The sequence below is a fragment of the Corynebacterium sp. zg254 genome (genome assembly GCF_024701495.1).
Taxonomy (GTDB): domain Bacteria; phylum Actinomycetota; class Actinomycetes; order Mycobacteriales; family Mycobacteriaceae; genus Corynebacterium; species Corynebacterium zhongnanshanii.
Window position 1 is genome coordinate 637,130 of the sequence record NZ_WIAR01000001.1, and the last position, 24,928, is coordinate 662,057.

The 24,928-nt window shown below is 59.6% G+C and carries 21 protein-coding genes and 1 pseudogene; 9 read left to right on the forward strand and 13 right to left on the reverse strand.

Features of this window, described 5'->3' with window-relative positions; translation table 11 throughout:
- The first annotated feature begins 231 nt into the window (after positions 1 to 231).
- Entirely contained in the window at positions 232 to 693 is a 462-nt protein-coding gene (locus GC425_RS02920) for a hypothetical protein (RefSeq protein WP_151843883.1), read from the forward strand.
- Here the strand turns inward: GC425_RS02920 and GC425_RS02925 are convergent.
- Positions 690 to 1,397, reverse strand: coding sequence for an NADPH-dependent F420 reductase (locus tag GC425_RS02925; RefSeq protein WP_257821874.1), 708 nt, complete (start codon positions 1,395 to 1,397; stop codon positions 690 to 692). The genes GC425_RS02920 and GC425_RS02925 overlap by 4 nt on opposite strands.
- Positions 1,398 to 2,184: 787 nt before the next feature.
- On the opposite strand from GC425_RS02925, the gene GC425_RS02930 reads away from it, so the two are divergent.
- Genes GC425_RS02930 through GC425_RS09945 form a run of 3 tightly spaced genes read left to right on the forward strand, consistent with a single transcriptional unit; the run spans position 2,185 to position 2,582 of the window.
- Positions 2,185 to 2,319 (forward strand): DUF1648 domain-containing protein, encoded by a 135-nt coding sequence (locus GC425_RS02930; RefSeq protein ID WP_257821876.1) that lies wholly within the window; start codon positions 2,185 to 2,187, stop codon positions 2,317 to 2,319.
- The gene (locus tag GC425_RS02935; RefSeq protein ID WP_151843881.1) at positions 2,270 to 2,470 is read left to right on the forward strand and encodes a hypothetical protein; all 201 of its coding nucleotides are present in this window, start codon (positions 2,270 to 2,272) and stop codon (positions 2,468 to 2,470) included. The genes GC425_RS02930 and GC425_RS02935 overlap by 50 nt, the downstream gene beginning before the upstream one ends.
- Positions 2,463 to 2,582, forward strand: a complete 120-nt coding sequence (locus tag GC425_RS09945; RefSeq protein ID WP_374707625.1) for a hypothetical protein — start codon at positions 2,463 to 2,465, stop codon at positions 2,580 to 2,582. Before GC425_RS02935 ends, GC425_RS09945 begins: the two co-directional genes overlap by 8 nt.
- Here the strand turns inward: GC425_RS09945 and GC425_RS02940 are convergent.
- From GC425_RS02940 to GC425_RS02960, 5 genes are all read right to left on the reverse strand, one after another.
- Complete coding sequence (locus GC425_RS02940; RefSeq protein ID WP_151843880.1) at positions 2,565 to 3,185, reverse strand: TetR/AcrR family transcriptional regulator; 621 nt, start codon at positions 3,183 to 3,185, stop codon at positions 2,565 to 2,567. The two genes, GC425_RS09945 and GC425_RS02940, sit on opposite strands and share 18 nt — an antisense overlap.
- 265 nt (positions 3,186 to 3,450) lie before the next feature.
- On the reverse strand, positions 3,451 to 5,229 hold the full coding sequence (locus tag GC425_RS02945) for an ABC transporter ATP-binding protein (RefSeq protein WP_151843879.1): 1,779 nt from the start codon (positions 5,227 to 5,229) through the stop codon (positions 3,451 to 3,453).
- Positions 5,222 to 8,782, reverse strand: coding sequence for an energy-coupling factor transporter ATPase (locus GC425_RS02950; RefSeq protein WP_231699678.1), 3,561 nt, complete (start codon positions 8,780 to 8,782; stop codon positions 5,222 to 5,224). Before GC425_RS02950 ends, GC425_RS02945 begins: the two co-directional genes overlap by 8 nt.
- Positions 8,782 to 9,555: an energy-coupling factor transporter transmembrane protein EcfT gene (locus tag GC425_RS02955; protein ID WP_231699677.1), complete on the reverse strand. Its 774-nt coding sequence runs from the start codon at positions 9,553 to 9,555 to the stop codon at positions 8,782 to 8,784. Before GC425_RS02955 ends, GC425_RS02950 begins: the two co-directional genes overlap by 1 nt.
- Positions 9,552 to 10,154 carry an MptD family putative ECF transporter S component gene (locus GC425_RS02960; protein ID WP_225723474.1) on the reverse strand — a complete coding sequence of 201 codons (603 nt, stop codon included), beginning with the start codon at positions 10,152 to 10,154 and terminating at the stop codon, positions 9,552 to 9,554. The genes GC425_RS02955 and GC425_RS02960 overlap by 4 nt, the downstream gene beginning before the upstream one ends.
- 174 nt (positions 10,155 to 10,328) lie before the next feature.
- Between GC425_RS02960 and GC425_RS02965 the strand changes: the two genes are divergently transcribed.
- Positions 10,329 to 10,511: a hypothetical protein gene (locus GC425_RS02965; RefSeq protein WP_151843876.1), complete on the forward strand. Its 183-nt coding sequence runs from the start codon at positions 10,329 to 10,331 to the stop codon at positions 10,509 to 10,511.
- 49 nt (positions 10,512 to 10,560) lie between these two features.
- On the opposite strand, the gene GC425_RS02970 is transcribed toward GC425_RS02965, so the two are convergent.
- Positions 10,561 to 11,178 carry an RloB family protein gene (locus GC425_RS02970; protein WP_151843875.1) on the reverse strand — a complete coding sequence of 206 codons (618 nt, stop codon included), beginning with the start codon at positions 11,176 to 11,178 and terminating at the stop codon, positions 10,561 to 10,563.
- A 3-nt stretch (positions 11,179 to 11,181) separates the two neighbouring features.
- Complete coding sequence (locus tag GC425_RS02975; RefSeq protein WP_151843874.1) at positions 11,182 to 12,498, reverse strand: ATP/GTP-binding protein; 1,317 nt, start codon at positions 12,496 to 12,498, stop codon at positions 11,182 to 11,184.
- A 627-nt stretch (positions 12,499 to 13,125) separates the two neighbouring features.
- Here GC425_RS02975 and GC425_RS02980 point away from each other — a divergent pair.
- Positions 13,126 to 14,265 (forward strand): annotated as a pseudogene (locus tag GC425_RS02980) (IS3 family transposase).
- A 31-nt stretch (positions 14,266 to 14,296) separates the two neighbouring features.
- Here GC425_RS02980 and GC425_RS02985 read toward each other — a convergent pair.
- The 5 genes from GC425_RS02985 to GC425_RS03005 form a co-directional block, all read right to left on the reverse strand.
- A complete protein-coding gene (locus GC425_RS02985; protein WP_192930351.1) occupies positions 14,297 to 14,542 on the reverse strand; it encodes an AAA family ATPase in 246 nt (81 codons plus the stop codon).
- Entirely contained in the window at positions 14,481 to 14,999 is a 519-nt protein-coding gene (locus tag GC425_RS02990) for a hypothetical protein (protein ID WP_192930350.1), read from the reverse strand. The genes GC425_RS02985 and GC425_RS02990 overlap by 62 nt, the downstream gene beginning before the upstream one ends.
- Before the next feature lie 20 nt (positions 15,000 to 15,019).
- The gene (locus GC425_RS02995; RefSeq protein ID WP_255441081.1) at positions 15,020 to 15,154 is read right to left on the reverse strand and encodes a hypothetical protein; all 135 of its coding nucleotides are present in this window, start codon (positions 15,152 to 15,154) and stop codon (positions 15,020 to 15,022) included.
- 1 nt (position 15,155) lies between these two features.
- Positions 15,156 to 16,142: a macro domain-containing protein gene (locus tag GC425_RS03000; protein ID WP_151843872.1), complete on the reverse strand. Its 987-nt coding sequence runs from the start codon at positions 16,140 to 16,142 to the stop codon at positions 15,156 to 15,158.
- A gap of 188 nt (positions 16,143 to 16,330) precedes the next feature.
- Positions 16,331 to 21,292, reverse strand: a complete 4,962-nt coding sequence (locus GC425_RS03005; protein ID WP_257821892.1) for a DEAD/DEAH box helicase — start codon at positions 21,290 to 21,292, stop codon at positions 16,331 to 16,333.
- A gap of 281 nt (positions 21,293 to 21,573) precedes the next feature.
- Here GC425_RS03005 and pth (GC425_RS03010) point away from each other — a divergent pair, with 281 nt between their 5' ends.
- The 3 genes from pth (GC425_RS03010) (at position 21,574) to GC425_RS03020 (ending at position 24,880) form a co-directional block, all read left to right on the forward strand.
- A complete protein-coding gene (pth, locus tag GC425_RS03010) occupies positions 21,574 to 22,233 on the forward strand; it encodes an aminoacyl-tRNA hydrolase (RefSeq protein WP_151843870.1) in 660 nt (219 codons plus the stop codon).
- 11 nt (positions 22,234 to 22,244) lie between these two features.
- The gene (pth, locus tag GC425_RS03015) at positions 22,245 to 23,093 is read left to right on the forward strand and encodes an aminoacyl-tRNA hydrolase (protein ID WP_374707626.1); all 849 of its coding nucleotides are present in this window, start codon (positions 22,245 to 22,247) and stop codon (positions 23,091 to 23,093) included.
- Positions 23,094 to 23,227: 134 nt separating this feature from the next.
- Positions 23,228 to 24,880, forward strand: coding sequence for a peptide chain release factor 3 (locus tag GC425_RS03020; protein ID WP_257821903.1), 1,653 nt, complete (start codon positions 23,228 to 23,230; stop codon positions 24,878 to 24,880).
- Positions 24,881 to 24,928 lie beyond the last annotated feature (48 nt).

Below are 24,928 nucleotides of genomic sequence, written 5' to 3' on the forward strand. Positions count from 1 at the left end.
CGAGCTTTGTGCCCGCGCAAGCTTTGTGCGCAAGCTTTGTGCGCCCTCATTCGGAAACTTCACAAAACCGCAGGTCACAAGCTTGAGAGATAGGGGCGCAATATGAGCGCAACTGCTGCGACAGCATGTGCGGTGAAACAGCAGTGATTTCGGCGAAATCACTGCAGTTTGAGCGCACTTCCTGCCTCACGAAATGCGGTGCCCCGTTCAGAGAGGTGGTGGGCCGTCTAAATGGGCAGCGTAGAGCTACGCAGAGGAAGCTGGGAAGAAAGATGCGGCGTGGTGCTGGGCAAGAAGTGGAGTGCAGTACTAGGCAACGCGCTGCTGGGCAAGAAGTGGAGTGCAGTACTAGGCAACGCGCTGCTGGGCAAGAAGCGGAGTGCGGTGCTGGGCAACGCGCTGCTGGGCAAGAAGCGGAGTGCGGTGCTGGGCAACGCGCTGCTGGGCAAGAAGCGGAGTGCGGTGCTGGGCAACGCGCTGCTGGGCAAGAAGCGGAGTGCGGTGCTGGACAGCGTGGTGGTGGGGAGAAAGAGAAGTCCAGTGCTGGGGAGAAAGGGAAGCGCGGTGGCTACAAGCGCACGCGCGACCAGAATTGCCGCGCGGTTAGAACTGACGCGCTGCCGCGGAGAAAGAGAAGTCCAGTGCTGGGAAGAAAGCCATGCGCACGCACAGCTAGAACTGCAGCGCGGCTAGAACTGGCGCGCGGCCACATCGGCGCGCTGGGAAGTATCCAGCACGCCCTGCAACTCGTCCGCGGTAACTACCCGACCCGGATCTTCAAAAAAGTTCTCCGCGAAGCCTTCCTTATCCGCAGCATAAGTCTGGGTATATCCACCAGACTCCGGCTCGGTCTTCCAGGACTCCCCCAGACCTCCGCCGTTGACGGTGTCGAAGCCAAGAGCCTGGACAAGGTGGGAGGTTTTCTGATGCGCGGCGGCGTCGTCGGAAAAAAGGGGCAACGCGGTGCGCGGCGTGGAATGGGCGAGCGCAGGAATATGGTGCGCGAGGATGTTATTGAACGCCTTGACGATCGTCACACCTGGCAGCAACGATTTTTCATACTCGGCGGTGGTCTGCTCCAGGGAGTCGAGCGCGGCGATGCGCCCGTCGCGGTGCGGGTAGTAGTTACCCGTCGACACCACCAGCTTGCCCCGCAGCGCCTCCACCGGCAGGGCCGTGTACGCAGACAGCGGCACGGCGAGAACAACCAGGTCAGAGTAGCCGGCGGCGTCCTCGACGGTGCCGGCGTGCGCATTCTCGCCGAGCTCTTGAACCAGCTCCCGCAGAGACTCCGGGCCGCGCGAGTTGGCGATCGTCACAGACATGCCGGCCTGCACGGCCAGCCGCGCGACTGCCTCGCCGATTGCTCCGCTGCCAATGATTCCGATGTTCTGCATAGGTTCCTTTCCTGTGTGTTGTGTTGTTTCGCGTGCAGGGCTTCATGAATGTCTATCCGACGCCGGCCCGCGTTCAACTGCAGCCTTCTCACGATGGTCCGGCGCTGGGGTCTGGTGCTGGTCAAGCGCTGGTCAGGCGCTGTCCAGGCGTGAGCTATGCATTGACCAAGTACAGTCAAGCGCTAGTCAGGTACTAGTCAAGCGCCCACTCAGAGCAACGCACGTCAGCATGAACTATTCCACGTGTCAGCTTTACGAGCCCTCGCGCAGCACACTTCGACAATGCGAGAGCTTGCGTGCGCCAGCTTTCTGGGCTCTCGTGCAAGGCGCTGCGACAATGCAAAGGCGTGACGTGCCCTAGCTTTGTGCCCGCGCGAGCTTTGTGCACCCTCAATCAAATACTTCACAAAACCGCAGGTCAAAGGCTTGAGAGATGGGTGGTGCAATAGGAGCGCAACTCCTGTGGCAGCATGTGCGGTGAAACTGCAGTGATTTCGACGAAATCACTACAGTTTGAGCGCACTTCCTGCCTCACCAAATGCGGTGCCCCGTTTAGAGAGGTGATGGACCGTTTAGAGAGGTGATGGACCGTTCTATTGGAGTGGCTTGGCACTAGGCAAGAAAGCTAGACAAGAAAGCTAGGCAAAGAAGCTGGACAAGAAGCACCGCACATGTCGCTACCAGCACTGCAACGAAGGCCAGCACTCACCCGAACTTTGAGGGACTTCCCACCCCAAGCTTCCCGTGGATACCGCTGCTCGGCGGTCTGCTGGCGATCGCGGTGTCCGTGCTGATCGTCGCGCGCGATTGGGACACCATCCCGGACACCGTCCCCACGCACTGGGGCACGTCGATGAGGCCGGACTCGTGGGGTGCGAAGTCGGTCGGCCACGAATATCGCGTCGGGCTGGCTGGGCGTTAGGTTGATCGCCGCCGTGGCCGTCCTGCAGGTTGCGACCGTATTACCTGGATTCGACGCCTGGCTTCCCGCAGCCTTCACCTCCCTCATTGCGGTGAGCCTGGTGAGCGTGGTGGCGCTGATCGCCGCCGAACCCCGCGGTCTTTGTGGATAAGCGCTTTGGCGCTGGTGTGGATTTCAACTACGCCAGCAGGCAGGGCACGGTGTTCTTGGGACTGATTGTGCTGGTGGTGGCTGCCTCGATTGCACTACCGCTGCTGATCTAGCCCGGCCTTCAGGCCCGCGATGATGAACTGGAGTTTGCGGTCCAGCCAGCCGCGGTCCAACCAGGAGTCTTCCGGGGTGAAGAACTCGGTGTGCTCGCCGGCGGCAGCCTTCATGCTATCGAAGTTTCTGCGCACAGCCACCAGCTGGTAGTGCGTTGAGATGGTGGTGTCCAGGATGAAGTCCAGCGCGAACTCGATCCGGGAATGGTCGCCGGGGAAACCACCGTCGACCAGGCGTGATGCTTGCTTCTGGAAGAAGTCTTGGAAGTGCAGGGCCGCGCCGGGTGAGTTGATGAGCGTGTGGTCCAGCCCAGGGTACTGCTCCATCAGATCCCAGATGCTGTCCGACGCCTCGAGGAGCTGCCTGTCCCAGGCAGCGACCTCGGGGCTCCACTGCATATGGTCGATGATGTGCCGGAGGCACATCGTCACCAGATCCTCGCGGGAGGAAATCACCCGATACAACGAGGACGTGCCCACGTTCAGACGCCTCGCAACACTCGCCAACGTGAACGTGTCCAGGCCCAGCTCCAGTGCTGCGTGGACGGCGTCGCTTTCACCAAAGCGAGGCTTCGGGCCCGTGCGGTTTCCGGCTGGTGTCATAGGAGCCATGGTAGCGACTGCGCACGCGGGCGGTGCCTGGCAGCGCCCGCCAGCGATGACCGGCGCGCACCGTGAGCGCTATGCGCGCACGCGCGGCGGTGCCTGGCAGCGCCCGCCAGCGATGACCGGCGCGCACCGTGAGCGCTATGCGCGCACGCGCGGCGGTGCCTGGCAGCGCCCGCCCACGATGGCCGGCGCGCACCGTGAACGCTATGCGCGCACGCGCGGCGCGTGCTCGTGAGTGCGGTGCTCACACGAACGCCCGTCACTCACTGGCGCCCAGCGCCCAGCCGCGGGCGGCCTCGCGGCGCTTCCAGAAGTGCTGATACACGCCCGGCACGCCATAGAGCTCATCGTGGGTGCCGGCCTGGGTGACGTGACCTTCGGCGTCGAGGACAATAATTCGATCAGCGGTGCGGATGGTATCCAGCTTGTGCGCGATCACGATAAAGGTGGACTGCGCGCGCAGGGCCTCCATGGAGGCGAGCACGTTCGCTTCGTTTTCGGCGTCCAGTGCGGAGGTGGCTTCGTCGAACAGCACGATCGGCGCTTGCTTGAGCAGCGCGCGGGCGACGGAAACGCGCTGGCGCTCGCCGCCGGACAGCAAGCGGCCGCCTTCGCCGACGGGTGTATCCCACCCAAGCCGCTCGGCAATGGAGGTCACGCCGGCAAGGTCGGCGGCGCGGTAGACGTCTGCGTCCGAAGCGTCGGGTCGGCCAACGCGGATGTTGGCAATCAGGGAGTCGTCGAACAGGTACACATCCTGAAACACCATGGACAGCCGAGACATGAGCTGCTCGGTGCCGAGCTGGCGAATGTCCACCCCATCGACCAGCACCGCGCCCGAATCCACATCCCAGAACCGCGAGATCAGCCGCGCGATGGTGGTCTTACCGGACCCGGACGGCCCCACAATCGCGGTGACGGTGCCGGGGCGGGCGATAAAACTCACGTCGCGCAACACTGGCGTATCAGAGTAGCCAAACGTCACATCACGCAGCTCCACGCTGCCAGAGCCGTCGCCACGCACCGGCTCGGCCGGCTCCGGCAAGGACTCGGCGCCAGTGATCGCCGTGGTTTCCGCGATCACCACGCGCCCCACATCCAAGCCCACATAAGCCGAACCAACCTGCTCCAGCGAGCGAGTAAAGCGCAAGCTAATACCAATGATCGCCAGAGTCTCCAGCGGCGAAAGCGTCCCGTCGATGGCCAGCCCCGCCGCAGCCGTAATCAGCGCCACCACGAACGCCTGCACCACTACCCCATTGAGCAGCAGCGCGAACGTGGACTGCCACAGCTCACGCAGCCGGGCCTTATGGTCGGCGGCCAGCGCCTGCTGCAGCGGCTCGAAGCCCTCGGATCGCCCGGCGGCCCGAAGCGCCGGCTGGTGGCTAGCAAACTCGACAATCCGGTTGGACAGCTCCTTGGAGCTCGGCAACGCACGGTCGGAAGCCTCCTCGCGAATCCACCTCGCCAGGTGCATCACGCCCAGCGCCACGGGGGCAATAACCAGGAACACAAGACCCAGCCGCGGATTCCAGATCCACGCGCCGACCAGCAGCGTCAGCAGCGCAGCGCCATCGCGGAAGATGGTCCCCTGCATGTGGGACACCACCTCAGCCGCAGCCATAAACCGGTCCGAGACCAGCCGGGACAGCCCGCCGGTCTGCGTGGGCCCGAACCATCCCAGCGGCAACGTGGCCAGCTTGTCGCCCACCACGCGATGCGCCGTCCGGATGAAGTCCAGGGCCGTGTGATAGGACGCCATCGTCGCGAAAAACCGCAGCACGAACGCCGCCACGGCGATCCCTGCCAGCGCCCACAGCCACCCGGCGATGGGCTGGTGTTCTACCAACGCGCTGGTCAGCGGCACCAGGGTGAGCACAGCCAGGCCATCCAGCAGGCCGACCAGCAGCGATAGCGCCATGAAGCGCCTGCTCAGGCGATGGCCCGTAGAGCTCTGCAGCGTGGCCAGGCTGCGAATCAGGAAGGGGTCGCGTAGACGTGTTGTATTCGACGCCGAAGCGTGCGTTGCGTTAGACATTGGTGGACTCCTTTGGGGCGCGTGGGTTGGGAGCACTGGAGCTGCTAATGCCGGAGGTGGGGGCACTGGAGCTGTGAGCACCGGCGCTCACAGCGCCGGAGGTCACAGGCTCCAACTCGATGACCTGGTCTGCACCCTTGATGGACTCTGGTTTGTGGGCAATGACCAGCACCGTCTTACCGGCCACCAGTCTGGTCAGCGCGGCCTGGATCTCCGCTTCGCTATCGGGGTCCGTGGCGGCGGTGGCCTCGTCAAGAATCAGGATCGGAGTATCCGCCACAATCGCCCGCGCGATGGAGATGCGCTGCTGCTGTCCACCGGACAGGGACGTGCCCTCGCCCACCACGGTGTCCAGGCCGGCGGGGAGAGCGCGGATGTCGTCCGCGATGCGGGCGGCATCCGCGGCGGCCCAGACCTCGTCATCGGAGACATTCGGCCTGTTCAAGCGGATGTTGTCCCGGATGCTCATGCGCACCAGATGCGGGTCTTGCAGCACAAACGCCACGGTGCGGTACAGGCTGGCAAAAGACAGCTCGCGGATATCCACACCATCGATGGTGATGTGCCCCGAGTCCGGATTTTGGAAGCGCGCCAGCATCGTGGCGGCGGTAGACTTTCCGGAGCCGGACGGCCCAATCAACGCGGTGACGGTGCCGGGCTCCAGGGTCAGGGTGAAGTTGCGCAGGACGGGCGAGTTGGCGTCGTAGGAAAAGGAGACATCGTGGAAGGCAGCGGTGACATCGCGGTTGCGTGGGTCGAGCTCGCGGGTTCCCTCCACGACCGGGGTGAGGTTCATGACTTCGTCGAGGCGCAGGGCCGCGTTGCCGGCGAGTTGGTAGGACCACATCATCATGCCGATGGTCTGGATGGTTCCGGGGATGACCAGGGCAATCAGCGTGGTGGCGATGGCCTCTGCCACCGTGACCGTGCCCGAGGCCACCAGCAGGGAGCCTGCGCCGACGTTGATGAGCAGTAGGACGGGGACGGCGATGACGGACTCGGACAGGGCGCTGACGCGCAACAGTGGCTTGACCCACTCGTAGTAGAAGTCGGCGAAGCGGGCGGCGGCGTCCCGGTAGCGGCCATGGGCCTTGCCCACAGTGCCGAAGGCTTTGACCACGGAGATGCCCTCGGCGAACTCAACCGCCGTGGCCGAAACCTTGCCCAGGTAGTTGTCCATCTCCGCGGTCTTGGTGCCCATGTCCTTCATGGAATAGGCCTGAATGGCCAGGTAGATAGGCACAGTAGCGATGGCGAGCAGCCCCAGGCGCCAATCCAGGATGAAGGCGTAGGTCACCAGGGACAGCGGGGTGACAATCGCGGCGACCTGCTCCACGGGCGCGTGCGCGGTGAGGGTGTGTAGCGTGAGCGTGTCATCTTCCACGGCCTTGCGCACCCTGCCGGAGTTGGTCTGTCCAAACCAGGACAGCGGCGCCTGGGACAGCGCCGCCACAATGCGGCGGCGGTTGATCCCCACCAGCTTCACATCCGCAAGATGCGTGATGAGCAGCGCCAGGAAGTACAGGAACAGCTGGCCCAAGAACGCGGTGATGACCCATTGGGCGATGGTTCGGATGCGTTCGGTGTCCCCGTCGAATAGCGCGCTGCCCAGCGCAACCAGCGCGACGTAGGGTGCGACAGCCAGCACCGAGGACACCAGCGCCAGGAACTGCGCGCAATAGATGATCGGCTGCACGGGAGCGAGCAGCTTTTTCAGGGCGGCTTGTCCGGCTTTGAGCTTCGCGCGGGAGTCCGCGGCGCGTGCGGGTTCTCGCGGGGCTTGTGATTCTTCTAGTTCTTCTGTGCTGTGAGACAAGGTTTTCTCGATTCTCTTATGTCTGTGGGCTGGTTGCTCCGGTGCGGCTTGCTTCGATGCTGGTCCGGCGCTGCCGCCAGCTGGTGCGGCGCCAGCCGGTCCAGCGCCGGGTCCAGCGCCGCCAACTGCCTTATTCACCGCGGCCATGTCGACAATCCGGGTCGCCGCTTCCCTGATGAACTCGTGGTCGTGCGTGATGACGATGACCACCGCCCCGGTCTCCGCCAGCGTGCGCAGCAGCGCGGAGATGGATTGCATGTGCCGCCAGCCCACACCGGAGGTGGGTTCATCGAACACGTACACCTGCGCTTTCTCCGCCTGAGCCGTGGCGATGGCAAGCCGCTGCCGTTGCCCGCCGGACAGCGACTGCGGGTGGCGCGTCGCCACGTGGTCTAGTTCCACCGCGCGCAGGATTGCGGGCACATCGACCTGCTCGCGAGCCTGTGTGTCGAGCCCCAGCGTGACTTCCTCCGTGACCGTTGCTGCGAAGAGTTGGCGTCCGACGTCCTGCATGACCATGCAGGATGTCCGACGCCGCTCCCCCGCCGCCCTACCTCGCCCATCCAGGCGGATCTCACCGCCGCGCTGAGGTGAGGCGAGGCCGCAGATGAGCCGGGCCAGCGTGGTCTTTCCGGAGCCGTTGGGCCCGATGAGTGCGGTGACCTCGCCGCGGGGAAAGTGCGCGTGGTCGATGGTGATGACTTCGTGCGTGCCGTAGGCAAAGCGCACGTTGTGCAGCTCGAGGCCGCGGGCGGTGCTCAAGCTGTGAGGCTTTGCGCCCGGCTGCTCCTGCGCAGGAATCTCGGGGTGCGCGTGAGCTGGAGGGCCGGGAGGCTCGGGGTGAGCGTGAGCTAGAGGGCCGGGAGGCTCGGGGTGAGCGTGAGCTAGAGCCCCAGGAGACGCAGGGTGTGCTGGCGCGGGTAGTGCTGGGACCGGTTCGCGTTGCAGGCTGCGCAGGCCCAGCTGCTGGCGCTGTGGCTCGTCCAGAGCGAAGAACTCGGCTGCTGTGAAGCGGCGCGCAACTTTTCCGTTGTGCAAGTACAGGACATGGTCGGCGATGCCGTGCACAAAGAACAGGCGATGCTCGGCAATCACGATGGTCTTGCCCAATTGTTTCAGGCGCTTGATGACGTTGGCTAGCGTGTCGATGCTGTCTGCGGAGAGGTTGGAGGTGGGTTCGTCGAAGAGGATCAGACCACCGGGTGCTACCAGCGCGCAGGCGCAGGCCACTGTCTGCAACTGGCCGCCGGAGAGGTGTGCCAATCTGCGGCCGCGCAGATGCTCGATGCCGAGCACACGGACGGCTTCCTGGACCCTGCGCTCGATGTGCTCGGGATCCATGCCGAGGTTCTCGAGTCCGAAGGCGAGTTCCGCATCCACGCTCTCGGTGAAGAATTGAGTGCGTGGGTTCTGGAACACGGAGGCGCTGACTTCGATGGCCCGTGAGAGTGGCTGCTGCGACGGCGCGAAGCTCACACTGCCCTGGGTGATGGTGAGTTCCCCGGACAGCTCGCCGGGGTGAAAGTGCGGGATGAGACCGTTCAAGAGCTTCACCAGGGTGGATTTGCCTGAGCCGGAATCCCCCGTGACCAGCAGGCACTGGCCAGATTCCACGCTGAAGGTCAGGTCCTGGACTCCACAGTCGCCGCGGCGCGTGCCGAGTGAATAGGTATAGGTGAGGTCGCGGGCCTCGATGCTGGTCTGGGTCTCGCTGTGTGGGCCGTGCACTTCGGTCATCAGTGCCACACCCCCATGGGCACGCACACCGACAGGAGGATGAGGAGCAGGGCGAGGAGAGAGGCGGCGTCGGATAATTTAAAGGACAAGGGGACGGCAGTGGACGGGTGCGCAGGCCCGCCGAGGCCGCGGATGAGGGCGGAGGAGGCGAGCTCGTCGCCGGCGCGGACCACGGCCGCGAGCAGGGGGATGATGAGCATCGCCGAGGAGTGCGCGGGGCGCGTGACCCAGCGCAGGAGGCCGGGTTGCAGACCGCGCAGGCACATCGCGTCGCGGATGGCGCGGGCTTCGGTGGCGATGATGGGCAGAACGCGCAGGAAGACGACCGGCGGGATGGTTGCCCAGGCGGGCAGGCGCATGCGGCGCAGGGCGGAGTTCAGGGTGGACGGGGTGAGGGTGAGCAGGGCGAAGGCGCCGATGGACATGCTGATGGTGAAGCGGGCGAACCAGAGGAACATCGCGGCGGTGAAGGCGAAGAGTTGTGATGGGGGCAGGTGGAGCAGGGCCCAATAGCCCAGGTAGAAGAAGGAAAATGTGGTGAGGGCGAAAAGGCCGTAGCGGGGTGTGATGGTTGCGAGGGCGAAGGCGGTGAAGGCGATGCAGAGGACAAGGGTGGGTAGGTGGCCGTAGCTGAGAGCGGTGGCGTTGATGAGGAAGACGGCCAGGAGTGTGGTGCGGGGGTCTAGGTGGGTGCGGGCGGATGCGAGGGTTGGGGTGGGCTTGTGTGCAGGTGATTGGGTGCGCTGGTGCGTGCCCGCGTGGGTGGTCGTCACAGCAGGCCAGCGCTTTCGAAGTGCGTGCGGCTGACTTTGACGCCGATGATTCCGCCAATGAATCCGACGACCAGCGCGCCGATCGCGAGGGCGCCGATGGTCCATGGTTGGAAGATGTTCGACATGGCGTCTGCGTACTGCTGCCCCATCTGGTCTGCGATGTCTGTGTAGTAGGAGGTGGTGTCCAGGATCAGCGGGATGAAGGGCATGGCGACCCAGGTGCAGAACACGGCGTATGCGAGTGGGAATGCTTTGTTGATGGCGAGGGTGGTCTTGGTGATGATGAGGTCGGCGATGAGGCCGAGGAGGAGGCAGCCCAGGAACGTCCAAACGTAGTGGCCGGTGAGCATGAAGCCCAGGCCATTGATGCCGCCGACGAGGGCAAGCGCGCCGAACTTTGGTGTGCGTGCGACGTAGAGTGCCAGCACGATGCCGTTGGCGATGGCGCCGATGATCCAGCCCACGAACATGAACTGTGGGCCGGCGAAGCCTACCATGCCCGTGGCGAAGGTGACCACGAAATAGAGGGCGGAGAAGATGCCGGCGTTGATGAGGTCGCGGGTGGTGAGGCGGGAGTTGGCAGCTTGCTGATGAGACACGTGATTCCTCGGTGACATTGACGGTGACTAATGAACATGAGTTCAGCCTAGCCTAACTCCGAATCATGTTCGTTGTTAAGTGTGAGGGGTAAGTGGGGGTAGGTCAGGTAGGGTTAAGGCGTAGGTCATGAAGCGCCTGAGCCATAGGCGCCCGACGCAGAAGAAAGTGCACTAATGAAGGCTTTTTTTGACCCCAATGCCACGCCGGTAGAGAAGGCAGTTCAGTTCATTGAGTTGAAGTATGTTCACGGACTCAAGCGGACTCCCACGGACGAAGACATCGAAGAGGTGTTGACTGGCCTGAAGGCCAATACGAAAGAAAACAAGCAGCGCGTGAAGGAAGAGCTCGGACTTTAGTCCGCGGTACCCCAATCGCAGCTCAGCTGGGCCAAAAAATTAGAATAGCTCAGCGTCCAAGTAGCCCAAAAAGCTCATCTAATAGATGTGGAACAGCACTAGCTGTCGATTTACCAACCTGGTTAAACTCTATGACCTCAATGTTCTTTCGGGCTTTCTCATGTTCGGCAACTGGGAACTTCGGGTCGATATTCTTCCCCTTTGTCCCTCGAAGCACACCGAGCGTCTTGAGTTTTGCCGACACTGAACCCCTCGAGATCGTTCTCCCATGAAGATCCTCAAAGTGCGCGAGAAGCCACGCGTCAAAAGCCTCGTTAGAAACTACGAAGCTGCAAGCAGTTTCCCCAGTCGATGCCTGTCGCGCCTTCTTAAATCCTTGATTAAACTGAGCTTCTGAAGAGTCATCAACATCCACGACATAGAAGACTCGAGCAAACGGAGCGTTCTTATCATTTTGACGCACCCAGTCTGTCGCAGAAACAATCTTTTCCGGTGAAGAATCCGATTCACCGATAATGTGAATTGACCCCATGCGATAGTGACTTTTCAACTGGTTGAAATACTCTTTTTCAGTTACATTTTTGTGCCCCTGGCACACAATAAGGACAGTCGATTTCGTGCGACGAGACCCTTGAGGTCTTCTCCTCCGCGATCTTTTGCTGGCCATCTTCTATCGCCCCTGTGCTATTGATTTCCTGAGCTCGTCGATGGCATTCGCCATGGATATAGTCTGTGCAATTGGCACCGCACCGAATGCTCCTTGCAGATATTGCTTCTCCAAATTGTGGTTTGGCCGGGTGGGAAATTCATCGAGCGCGATCAGTTCGGACTCCGAATCTGTCTTTTCGATGATCCACAATTCACTACGCTCCATTGGCTCCTCCGGATGGCGGCCCAACAACGTCGAATCATGGGTACTAAACAGCAACTGTGCGCCATGAGGATTCAGCTCTGTATCGGCAAACAAACCGATAATTTCGCGGACCAAAAAGGGGTGCAGGGAACTATCAAGCTCATCCACGGATAGAATGCCGCCAATAGCAAGGGCAAACAACGCTGGTGTAGCCAGGTCTATCCACGCACGTGTTCCCGCCGACTCTTCCAATTCAGGAAGCTCGAAACTACCCTTACGGCCCGAATGGTGAAATACAAAGTACTTAAATAGCTCCTCAACGTCATCAGGATCAAGGCGCTCCACTAGTGCCACCTGTTCAGGTTCAACTCCAAAGTCCACAACGAACTTCGCCACAGCATCCGGCGCCTGCTCGTGAATGCTAAGCTGCTGGACACCCACGTCAGCTGCACGAATGGTCTGGCTTAGAGTTTTCAGCAGTGATGGAAATTTTTGCGAAAGCTCAATGGTCCACTGGTGCCTATGGGCCTGATCCATGTCGTTGCTCTCAATGAGTGGAAGAACCTTTGCCCACCACTCCAGCGCACCCGAGAGCTGACCCTTATCTTTGATAGTTGTCCACGCACTGAGAACCAGGGCGGTGGGTCGCATGAAAGCACGGATATTCTCTTTCGACGCACTCGGAATCTTCATGCTCTGACCAAACTCAACGTCGCTACCGTTCCTACGGAAAGCCTTTGACCAGCGAGAGTTGACCACGGCATCAAGTTCCTCTCGGAGAATGCCCGTGGCGTCCAATTCTAAGAACCACAGATAGCGAATGCCATCTTGGACGAACTCAACGTGAAAAGACGCCGGTTCTCCCATGTGTTGCTTGTGCGGATCATAGAGCGTCTTGAGAGTCTCGGGATTACTTAATGAATGCTGGACTGCACGCTTCAAGAGGTGAAGTGGTTTCAAAGCATTGGACTTGCCTGCTGCGTTGGGCCCCAGCAGTGCTGCTCGTCGTAGCGTCTGAGATTGCCATGACTCACCCTTGCTAGGACGAAGCGTCTTGAACTCACGCCTTTGCATGTCCAGGACGAATTCTTCTCCGAATGAGCGGTAGTTCTCCACCGCAAGTGAAAGCAACATAGGCCAATACTAGACAGGTAACGTTCGATTCTGCACATTTTGTGCAGAATTACCCCCGAGAGGCTCAACCTGGAGCGTCGAATGCCCGCAGCTTTGGAGTAGTGCGTGATCCGCAGGACACGGGTACCCAAGCCCAGACTGTCGCGCAGCATCTCCAGGGAATCTAGGCGGCTAAGGCTTTGATAGACGTCGTTACCTAACGAGACGATCACGGGATCATGCGCGCCCAACTGACTGACTTCATCAGCTAGACCGCGAATCTGCATGAGGCGGAACACCCCATCATTGAGCATCTTCTTGATTGGGGCTGACTTAGAGTTCCTCACTGCGGTGAGTTGGTCATCCACGAACTTCACTAGGTCTGTAAGGTATCCGCCCCACAGTGGAGTGCCACAGCAGGCATCGCGCAATCTCTGATCCGAGGTAGAAGATGTCTCCTCATGGAACGCATGAAATGGCACATCCGCTGTTGCTGATTGTGTGTGTTCGTCGCGTTCCGCAAAGTTCAATGCCACCAACACAACATTCGGATTGAGCTTCCACCCCAACGCATCAAGATCCGATTGTGAGGTTACCCTCGAGTAGTGGACACCCGATTAGTACGGATTTTTGTGTCCGTAGGAGAGGATGTTCATTGTGAGTAAGCAGCAGAGGAAGAAGTACACTCCGGAATACCGGAGAGAGGCGGCTCGACTTGTCATCGAGTCTGAAAGGCCGATAGCCCGTGTTGCTGAAGAACTCGGTGTTCCGGCCGGATTGCTTGGTAGGTGGGTCAAAGTCGAGCGAGAACACATAGGCTCGGATTTTTATCGAAAGCCACCACCTTCTTCGCTGCGAAGCAACGCGAGCAGAAAAGTTCGAACTAATGTGGCAGGAGAAGGCGACCTACAGCATCAAGCCAATGGCACGCCTTTTGGGCGTGTCCCGATCTGGGTACTACAAGCGGGCTACAGTGCACGCAGCCAAACGTGCAGGTAAAGATCGGCGTACCAGCTTCCTCACCGACCTTGACCAGCAGATCTATTCCATCTGGAAAGATTCCGATGACGTTTATGGGTCCCCACGAGTCACTGCTGAGCTGCATGATCGTGGTGTGGCGGCTAACCGTAAGACCGTGGCAAAGCGTATGCGTGCGATGGGGATTGAAGAGATTTCACCGAGGGCCTTTGTTCCGGTTACAACCATTGAGTCAGCTCGTAAATCTTCGTTGCCTGACCTGGTAAAACGTGAGTTTGATCCAGGGGAGCTCAATCGGGTGTGGATGTCGGATATCACCTATCTTCGCACCCATGAGGGTTGGTTGTAATTATGTGTTATTCGTGATGGCCATTCCCGCAGGGTCATCGGCTGGGCAATGGATTGTGTTCAAGATACTCATCTGGTCGAACGTGCCCTGCGTATGGCTTATACGCTGCGTGGAGAGGTGCCTGACGGATTGGTGTTCCATGCTGATCGTGGCACTTAAGTTCACCAGTGATCAGCTGTGGAAAGTGTGCCAGGAGTTTGAGATTGCCCAGTCGGTAGGCCGTACTGGGGTGTGTTTCGATAACGCGATGGCAGAGTCATTCTGGTCGACCCTAAAAACTTCAGTTCTATGACCGGAGAAAATGGGCCAGCCACGACGAAGCTTGTAAGGCTGTGGCCCGATGGATCGAGGTGGTCTACAACCGCAATAGACGGCACTCCAAGATCGGGATGATTACCCCCGTAGAATTCGAAAGCCGGATCAGCAACGAAAAGCAGCAGCTTAACCAACAAGCCGCTTAACAACGTGTCCACAATTTGCGGGCAACCCCAGTTAGTCGAAATCAACCTGAAGATTCTTGACAGATTCATCGAAGTGCACGTTGAGGGCGTCGCGACGTTCCTGGGTCAGACTATGGCCGCAGGACAGGCACTCATCTAGTTCTTCGTGAAGACGCATGCCCTCCTGCACCCATCTGGAGCGTTCAGTGCTTCCCATCAGCTGTTCGATCATCCGGTTAGTTACGACGCTTTCCGCGAGCAGCCGCCGTGCTTCGGGGAGAATATTCTCGACCAGCATCGATGGGCTGCATTGCCTCGCTGAGGGCACGCTTACGGTCCAAAACAGGTTCCTCTGAAGCGTCTTGCAGAACTGTCGAATCCGTTTCATGCTTCTCCAGGCGAGGCAATACGTTAGTTCGGTTATAGCCACGTAAAGGCATACCTGGAGCACCCTGGAGTTGCTTGAGTATGTCTGTCGCGAGATCCCTACCAAGACGATTGATATTTTCCTTCGCTACATCACGAGCCACTTCAGCCTTACTGAGCTTTTCTCGTACTCCACCGAGTTGAGACTCCAGTTCCGCAATCTTCTCCTCAGCATCGGCTAGCTTCTTGCCGACAGTCAGGAGCGCTTCGGACTTCAGACCATCAGCTTCCTCAAATCGGAGGCTCTGGCGGATTAAGTCCTTGTTGAAAACCTTGACGCGTGCCCAGAAGTCAGCATCTTCCAAACTGATCGACGAGCTTCCGGACATGGTTGTACCGGAGGTATCACTTACCTCGAGTTGCAGGCTTGGCCCAAGTCGCCATCGACTTCCTCGCAGACCCAACCCTTCGCGAGCAGGCCCATGCTGAGTTTGCGCGCGATGGACGGGTTACGGTGGAGGAGCTGCTTGAGCGGGCGGCTCACTTCAGTTCCTGAGGTGAGGGGGAATTGGCGGGGCGGGAAACAAGATGTCGCCCCCGATCTTGACTTTTCCATCTTCCTCGAAATATTCGGCGTGTGCGATCGGCACACGTTTTAACCCGGTGACTACAGCCAACAGCCCTTCAAACCAGACCACATATTCTCGGTCATCGAACTTTTTGGCGAGTAGTGGCAACTCTTGAAGGATGATATCTGCAGCTTCATCAGGAGTTGTTGCCGTGGTCACGTATCCATTCCCTACTCGAGCGCCAGCAACAGTGTTGTATCTCAGCGCAGGGGCTTCCCAGTCGGGAACAAATTCGTTTTCGCTGGAGTACCTAGGTTTAAAGTGCTCTCGAGGTTTAAAATACTCTTGAGACGTAATCAACAATTGCCAATTAAGACCAGTAGGTCTCATCCCCGGGTAAATGCGTACTCCTTCAAATCCCCGTTGATGGAGAACAGCGACACCTTGTAGTAAACGAAGCCATGTTAACCGACCAAGCTGGCGTTCCAGTTTCGAGTGGTTAAACTGATCCTGCGTGACGATCCTTATTTCTTTGACGTTGCTAGCGTTGGTGGACAGCACTTCTACTGCCACATTAAGCGCATCTTCCACCGGCCAGCCGTAAAGTCCGGGGCCAATCAAAGGAAAAGCGATGGACTCGACCCCGAGCTTATCTGCAAGAGCTAAACAACCCCGATAAACAGATTCAAGCAAAGTGCGGTCTGTTTGCCCAGCCTGATAGCTTGGCACTGAAGTATGTATCACGAAGCGGGCTGGAAGATTGTAACCTGAAGTCCAGCCAGCATTTCCAGAATCTTTCCCGTCAGGAAAGTGAATTTTGCACTCTTCGAGCGAACCAGGGCCTGCAACTTGATAAGTGGCCCCCACTCCGCCGTCATCGTGCATCCGATGATCCGATGCATTCACGATTGCATCTACATCTTGGGTGGTGATGTCCCCTAGAATCGCCTTCAGAACTGTCATGTAGCAATTATCCCACATTGTGACGACTCAGAAGTGCTGGTCGTCTTGACAGTACTACACCATCCATGGCGCGCCGCAGGAGTCGGAGGAGGTCCGGCAGTAAACAGCGGCGAGCTCTGCGGATGTTCAAGGCCGCAGGGCTCCATCCCGCCTAAGAATATGAACTGCCTTCGAGCCCATAGGCACTGCTACTCCACGCCGCTCTCCAACCCATCCACAATCGCCACGGTCTCCATAGCCACTCGCACGACCTTGCCCACCAGGTCCACGATGTAGCGCGGGTTGCCCACCTCATCGGCCCAATCGTTGGGGTCGTTGACAATCCCGGAGGCCTTATCGGTCTTGACCTGGTAGCGGTCAATCAGCCACGCCACCGCAGAGCGCGCACCCAGCATGTACCGGTCCGCCTCCTCCGGAATATCACTGATGGTCACCCGCTTGTTGTACTTCAACGTAGTCACATCATTGACAGATTTGCCGGTCTTAGGGTCTTTCTTCTTCGCCCAGGCCATCTTGGTCACGCGCCAGGTCTCCCGGTCGTCCTCATCACCGCGCACATCCACTGTCAACGGCCATGGCTCAGCATCTTCATATCCCACATGCAGGGCCAGGAGCTTGGCACCGGCAGCCGCGAACTTGTCGAACTCCTCACGCGTAGCCGGGGTCTCAATGTGCGGCAGCATCTTCTTCAAATCCGCCGCATACGCCTCACGATAAGCCGGGTCATGCAGCTTGCCGTAGACGAAATGAAAGATGTCATCGCCAGTAATATCGACGCCGAGCGCTTCCCAGTACAGCCCCTTAATCTCCTGAGTGATGTTGTCCACGCGCACGTAGCCGTCCACCACCTCACCAATCTCACCATAGGCACTGGCCTCACCTGCACCTAGCTTGCCGATGCCCTGCCCAAACAACGCACCATCATCCCCACCCTCGGCAGGGGCCCAGGTAAACCGCGGGAAGAACTGTGAGGTAGCCAAGGTGTGCAAGTCCGGGAGGAGCGTTGTGGCGAGCGTTGCTGTACCGGTACTCTCTCCGGGGCTCACTACGACAAACCCGATGTTGGCGTGCTGCGGGGTCGGGAACATCGACGGCAACTGATAAGTCATCGCGTTCAGATCTTTATGGAAATAAACCCACATCTTCCTAAAAGGACGGTAAAGTCCAGTTGTAATACCTTTTTCATCAATGCTAATCGTGTTCCGCTTTGCCAAACTTTGCTTCAAATTTCTATTCCACGAAATGTGTGTTAAATTCGCAAATTGAGGGAAATGTTTAAGAAATTCGTTGACTGTAGACTCGGTTGCCTTAGACTCTTGATGCCAATCTTCAAATTCCGACTTCGCAAGACTATACGTGGAGACAAGTTTTAGAATCTTCTCCTGTAACCTGCTCTTAGTCTCTGCGGTGACCCAAACGTCACGTCCAGTAGCAAGCCCAAGAGAATAGTTAACAAAGAATTTGGTTGAATTAGCTTTCTTCTCCCCGAGAACAGGCCAGGTGGAGAAATCGGCGGTGCGTTGGTTCAGCCAATCACCCTGCTCATTCGGGGTAATGGTCTGCCAGTCGATTGACTCAATGGTGGAGGTCTCCACGATGTTGAGCTTTTCCTCGGCGCTTAAGTAGTCGCCGATGTCGCGGTAGTGCAGCTCAAACCCGGTCTTCGCCGGGTCCTTAATACCGATGGTTACCGTGACGTTGGTACGAGTTCCAGCTCCGAAAACATTGCCAGCTTCCTTCTGGCGCTGCGTACCTGCGGTTCGTGCGTTTCCGCGGAGATTGAACACGTAGACATCAGTGAAGTCTTCTGCCATGGACAGGCGCACACCATCGCCGGTGTTGCCGCCAATCCATCCGCCGTTGGATACGAAGGCGACGATGCCTTGGTCTTGAATGCGGTCGGTGGCCCACCGGAACGCACGCAAATAGGAATCATACAAGGTGCGCTGCGAAGTCGCCGTGGACTTCGCGGCATACGTCTGCGCAATCCGCCCATCCAGGGTGGGGTACTTCATGTTCGCGTTGAGATCATTGGCGTTCTTCTGGCCAGCGGAGTATGGCGGGTTGCCGATGATGACGTTAATCGGCGCAGCCTTCTGCCGCTCGATACGCTCATTATTGTTCTTAAACACCGTCAGGTCCAGGATGTCACCGTCTTCATGAATCTGGAACGTATCCGCCAACGCAATGCCACCAAACGGTACATATTCTGGTTCGGGTTCACCGTTGCGCTGTGCTTCCTCCACCCGCAGAGCGTTATACGTCGTCTCAATGTTGACGGCTGAGACGTAGTAGGCCAGCAGCATAATCTCGGTGGCGAACAACTCCCCGGCATATTTGCGCGCAATATCCTCCGGCCGAATCAACCCCGACTGCAACAGGCGCACCATAAATGTGGAGGTCCCGGCAAAGGGGTCGAGGATACACACGCCTTCGTCCGTCAACCCCTTACCAAAGTGCTTGACCGACAAGTCGTTGGCCGCACGCAGGATGAAGTCCACGATTTCTACTGGGGTGTAGACAATGCCGAGGGCATCGGCCTGCTTTTTGAAAGCCTTTTGGAAGAACCGCTCGTACAGGTCCTTAATCACCTGCTGCTTACCCGCAGCACTGGTCACCGCCTGCGCACGCTTACGCACCGTGGCGTAAAACGCTTCTAGCGGTTCCGTTTCGGATTCCAGGTTGGCATCAGCTAGGGCATCGGCCATGCGTTGCATCACCTGAGCCACCGGGTTATGCGTGGCAAAGTCATTGTCACTAAACAGTGCGTTGAACACCGGGGCGGTAATCAGGTGCTGGGAGAGCATGCTGATGGCTTCATCATCAGTAATCGAGTCATTCAAATTTCCTCGAAGGCCCTTGACAAACGCATCAAACTCACGACGAAGCTTAGGGTTTGCGTTCTCCACCAAAGCTGTAATACGGGTGATTTGGGCCTGGGCGATAGAGGCTACATCATCAGCCCAATCCTCCCAGTACGTACGCGTTCCGACCTTGTCCACCAGCTTGGTGTAGATAGCCTCTTGCCACTTCTCCAAGGAGAATAGGGCGATCTGCTCGGCCATCTCCCGACGTTCGTCTGAATCGTTATCTGGTGTGTGGTCTAGCTTATCCAGGGCCTTGCGGTGGTCGGGGACATGCTCCACATCAATAGGCAAGCTCTCCCGGTTATTGTCGTTTAACGCCAGAGCGTTCACGGTGGCGTTGAAACGATCATCATGGGCGCGCAGGGCGTTGAGGATCTGCCAGACCACTTTAAACCGTGCATTATCTTGCAGTGCTTCTGATGGGGACACGTTCGGTGGCACAGCTACCGGCAGGATGATGTAGCCGTAGTCTTTGCCCTCAGACTTACGCATCACACGCCCGACAGACTGCACCACATCGACCATGGAATTACGCGGATTGAAGAAGATTACTGCATCTAGTGCTGGGACGTCTACGCCTTCAGAGAGGCAACGGGCGTTGGTGAGGATGCGGGTCTGTTCCGTGGTGATGTCCGATTCCAGCCAGGAGATTCTTCCATTGCGCTCCATGGCATTCATCCCACCATCCACATGCTGGCAGGCAGCCGCTAAGTTCGCATTGAGTAGGCTCACGTCCGACAGGGTTGCTGCTTTATGCAGGGAGTGCTGGTAGGCGCTAATGAGCTTCGGGTAGTTCTCCGCGATCTCCTTGGAGGTCTTGATGTCCTTGGCAAAGGCCACACTGCGCCGCATCGGCACCGCATCGACCTCAAAGCCGGACTTGGTGCCTTGTTCTTTACCGGAGCGTTTAGCCAGGCCATTCCACGCCCCAATCATGGCGGAGGCCAGTGAGAGGTTGAGGCTGTGGTCTTTCATGTCTGCCATGGCCCCGGCGGTGACGTCCTCATCCACCGTCATCACCAACACCTTGTAATCAGTCAGCAGGCCAGCCTCCACAGCCTCACCAAAACCGAGGCGGTGGAACTCCGGGCCATAGATGGCTTCATCATCCATCGACGCAATCTCTGCCGAATGCTGCTCCGCCTTCGACTTCACTGTCTCGTCGTACAACCGTGGCGTCGCAGTCATATACAGCCGGCGTGCTGCTCGGATGTAGTCAGCGTCGTGGATGCGCACGAAGTTGGAGGCATCCTCCCCGGCTAGGGTCACCCCGGTGGTGCGGTGGGCCTCATCGCAAATGACCAGGTCAAACTCATCCAGACCAGCAGCCTGGGCATCATGGACAGCTGGGAGAGACTGGTAGGTGGAAAACACCACATGCAGACCCTTAAAGCGCTTACCGCCTTGGTTCATCCGCCCGGCAATATCAGCACCCGTGGTCGACACCGGCACCTCCAGGTCGTAGGAGGCAATATCCTCAGCCTTCTTGCCCACCTTCGTATCCGAACACACCGCATACGCACGAAGGTCCACCTGAGCCTGGGCAGTCCACTCCTTGAGTGTTTGGGATAGCAGTGCGATAGACGGCACGAGGAACAGCACACGAGCACGGCCCTGATTCGACTGCGCGATCTTCTCCGCAAGACGCAGCGCAGTAAAGGTCTTGCCCGTACCGCAGGCCATAATCAGCTTGCCGCGATCATGAGTCTCAAAACCTTTCATCGCGGCATCAATCGCGGCCTGCTGATGCGGGCGAGGACTAAACGTCTCCCGCTTCGACAAATTGATCTGAATCTCCGAGCCGGGGAAGGCCACATCCCAGTCAATTGGGGACTCCGCAATCGAGGCCAAGCCAATACGGTTGGTCGGGATAATCTGATCGGCCAGCGCAGCCTCAGCGTTCGCCGACCAACGATCCGTCGTGGAAATCACCAGACGGTGTGCGAAGTGTTGCGTTCCTTCTTCGGTATCGAAGGAGTGGCCGGAGGCTTCAAAGAAGGAATCCAGGTGGGACTTCTGGATAGAAGTAGTCGGTTGGTAGAACTTGCACTGGATCGCCGTCCAGGACTGGTCCTCAGCCCGGCGGGCCACAAGGTCAATGCCGGTATCAGCACGGCCGCCGTTATACGGCCAATCCGTCCACCGGAACACCTGGTCATACTCGGACGCCAGTGTGGGGTCCGTTCTGAAGTAATTGACCATCAACTTTTCAAAGGCAATGCCGTACTTGCCTTGGGGCTGGTTGTCACGGAGCTGGTCAAGGACCTCAGAGAACTTAGACATAAGAAGTATTCTGCACTATCCGTATGCCGCTGGGAACGATTTGGGAACCACAATGCACACATACGTTGTCGGCCGGGACCGAAGTATCCCCTTTGAGGGGTGATGGTGTTCTAGATAGGGACAGGGGCTTCCCGGATCGAGGGCAAACTGCTGTGATTTGGCGGAAATCACTACACTTTGCCCTCGATCCGGGAAAGGGTTTGCGCGGATTGTGCTGAGAAGAGTTGTGAGCTGTGGGGCTGTGCAGGAGTTGCACCTCTCCCCCAGTAGGATCGTGTGACATGAGCCCTGCAGCACAGCAGAAAAAGAATCCCCGCCAAGGGAAGGCTGGGAGCACAGCGAACCACGGGAAGTCGGCCGGCCAAGCGAGCCCGGGAAGCACTTCCAGCTCCTCGGGCCCATGGCTGGTGATTGGCCTCGGGAACCCCGGCGACAAGTATGCGGGCACGCGCCACAACATTGGCCGGATGGCTCTGGACGAGATCGCAGATCGCCAGATCCCAGCGGCGAACTTCTCCACCAACAAGCGCGCTAACGCAGATGTCGCGCAGATCACCCAGCCTCCCCTGCCCACCCTGATCCTGGCGCGGCCCCGCACCTTCATGAACCTAAGCGGCGGCCCCACGAAAGCTCTGGCCAACTTCTACAAGGTTCCTGCCGAGCGCATCATCGTGGTTCACGACGAGCTGGAACTGGACTCCGGCCACGTCACCCTGCGCCAGGGCGGTGGCGATAAGGGACACAATGGCCTGAAGGACATCTCCAAGGCCTTGGGTACCAAGGACTATTGGCGCGTGAGCTGCGGCATCGGACGTCCTCCGGGCCGCATGGACCCCGCGGCCTACGTGCTCAAACCGTTCCCTCGTGGCGAGGCTGCGGATGTGGCCATCATGTGCGCGGACGCCGCCGATCATATTGAACGCCTGATTCGTGGCCTCTAAGGTTGAGTCTCGTGAGTTTTTTCTCTTCTCTTTTCCGCCGCCTTCGCCCATCGGGTGACTCTTCTGCTGAGTCATTGAGCAGTGGTGCGACCAGTGGTGCAGCCGGCACTGACCGCGCTGCCGCCTCGAAGCGTCCCAGCCAGCTGACGCTGGAGCAACTGAAGGACCTCAAGCCTGAGTGGGTCATCATCGGCCTGGGCAACCCCGGCTCCAAGTACGCCGGCACCCGCCACAATATCGGCTACTGGCCGGTCGACGAGCTGCTGCAGGAGCACGGCGCGCAGTGGATTCCGCTGCACGGCGTGCCCGCCCAGGTGGCTCCAGTGACGATGGCCTCTGGAAAAGCCAGCTCGAGGTTCAGCGAGACGCTCGGCGCGAAATCTGGCAACGCAGACGAGAAGAGCACTGAAAGAGCTGGTGAGAAGCCCGGCACCTCTGTGTTGCTGGTCCGCTCCACCACCTACATGAACGATTCCGGCAAGGCCGTGGGCCCCATCGCCAAGGCTCTGGAGCTACCTTCGGAGCGGGTGATCGTCCTGCACGATGAGCTGGACATCGCCGCTGGTCAAGTGCGCATCAAGGCAAAGGGCGGCGAGGGCGGACACAATGGTCTGCGCTCCATGACGGAGCACCTGGGCACTCAGCTCTACGTCCGCGTGCGCATCGGCATTGGCCGCCCGCCGAAGGGCACACCGGTCATTGACTATGTGCTGACCGCATTCGAGCCGCAGGACACCGACCCAGAGGATGGTTGGATGGACACCGCGCTGACAGATGCGGCGGATGCTGCGCGCTTGATCGTGGCTCATGGCCCCGACATCGCGCGCAACGATATTCACACGCGACACAAGAACACGTAGCCAGGATCACGGCACAAGCACGCGTGCGGCTTCGCGCCGAGGGCCGCTACACGGACGCGAAGCACACGCGCGCCGCAAGAACGCCTAAAGCGCCGCACGTGAAACCCCTCATGGCCTGTTAAGATAGCGGGGTTATGAATTCCCCCGCTGTTGCATCCGAGGCCAATCGCCGCCGCACTTTCGCTGTCATCGCCCACCCAGACGCCGGTAAGTCCACCCTCACCGAGGCGTTAGCTCTCCACGCGCACGTCATCAACGAGGCCGGCGCCGTGCACGGCAAGGGAAACCGCAAGTCCACGGTGTCCGACTGGATGGAGATGGAAAAGGACCGCGGTATTTCCATTGCGTCCTCGGCCCTGCAGTTCGAGTACGCCCCGGAGGGGCACACGGGCGAGCCGTACATGATCAACCTGGTGGATACCCCTGGTCACGCGGACTTTTCCGAGGACACGTACCGTGTGCTCTCCGCGGTGGATGCCGCCGTGATGCTCATCGACGGCGCGAAGGGCCTGGAGCCGCAGACTCTGAAGCTCTTCCGCGTGTGCAAGGCCCGCGGCCTCCCCATCGTGACCGTGGTGAACAAATGGGACCGCGTGGGCCGCACCCCACTGGAGCTGGTGGATGAGATCGTCAACGAGATCCAGCTGCAGCCCACTCCCCTGTTCTGGCCCGTCGGCGAGGCCGGGGACTTCCGCGGCCTCGCCCGCATCAACGACGATGGCGAGGCCGAAGAATACATCCACTTCCTGCGCACCGCGGGTGGCTCCACCATCGCACCCGAGGAGCACTACACCCCAGAGCAGGCAGAAGAGAAGGAAGAAGAGGCCTGGACCACCGCCGCCGAAGAGGTGGAGCTGCTGGCAATGGACGGGGCGCTGCACGACCAGGAGCTGTTCCTGAACTGCACCACCTCCCCCATGATCTTCGCCTCGGCGATGCTGAACTTCGGCGTGCACCAGATCCTGGACACCCTGTGCGCGCTGGCTCCGAAGCCCTCCGGCCGCGACTCAGACCCGGCCGTCGTAGAGGCCGCAGCCGGTGGCAACACCGCGGCCGTGGATGAGCACCGCGAGCCGGGCGACGAGTTCTCCGGCGTGGTGTTCAAGGTGCAGGCCGGCATGGACCGCAACCACCGCGACTCTCTGGCATTCATGCGCGTGGTCTCCGGCACCTTTGAGCGCGGCATGCAGGTCACGCACGCGCAGTCCGGCCGTTCCTTCTCCACGAAGTACGCCCTGACCGTGTTCGGCCGCACGCGCTCCACCGTGGACGCGGCCTACCCGGGCGACATCGTGGGACTGGTGAACGCGGGCTCCCTGGCTCCGGGTGACACCATCTACGCGGGCAAGAAAGTCCAGTTCCCACCGATGCCTCAGTTCGCCCCCGAGCACTTCCGCACCCTGCGCGCCAAGTCCCTGGGCAAGTACAAGCAGTTCCGCAAGGCCCTGGACCAATTGGCCAGCGAGGGCGTGGTCCAGATCCTGCGCAATGACGCCCGTGGCGACGCCGCCCCCGTCATGGCAGCCGTGGGCCCCATGCAGTTCGAGGTGATGATGGCTCGCATGGATGTGGAATACAACGTGGAGACCGTGGCTGAGCCCGTGCCGTACTCGGTGGCTCGCCGCACCACCCCGGAGACCGCCCCGGAGCTGGCCAAGCAACGCGGTGTGGAGATCTTCACACGCACCGATGGCGAACTGATCGCGCTGTTCGGCGATAAGTGGAAGCTAGCGTTCATCGAAAAGGAGCACCCCGAGTTCGAGCTGTTCACACTGGTCGCTGATTAGCGCGCGGCGGAGGAATGCGCGCTGGGCGTCGAAATAAAAAATATTGCA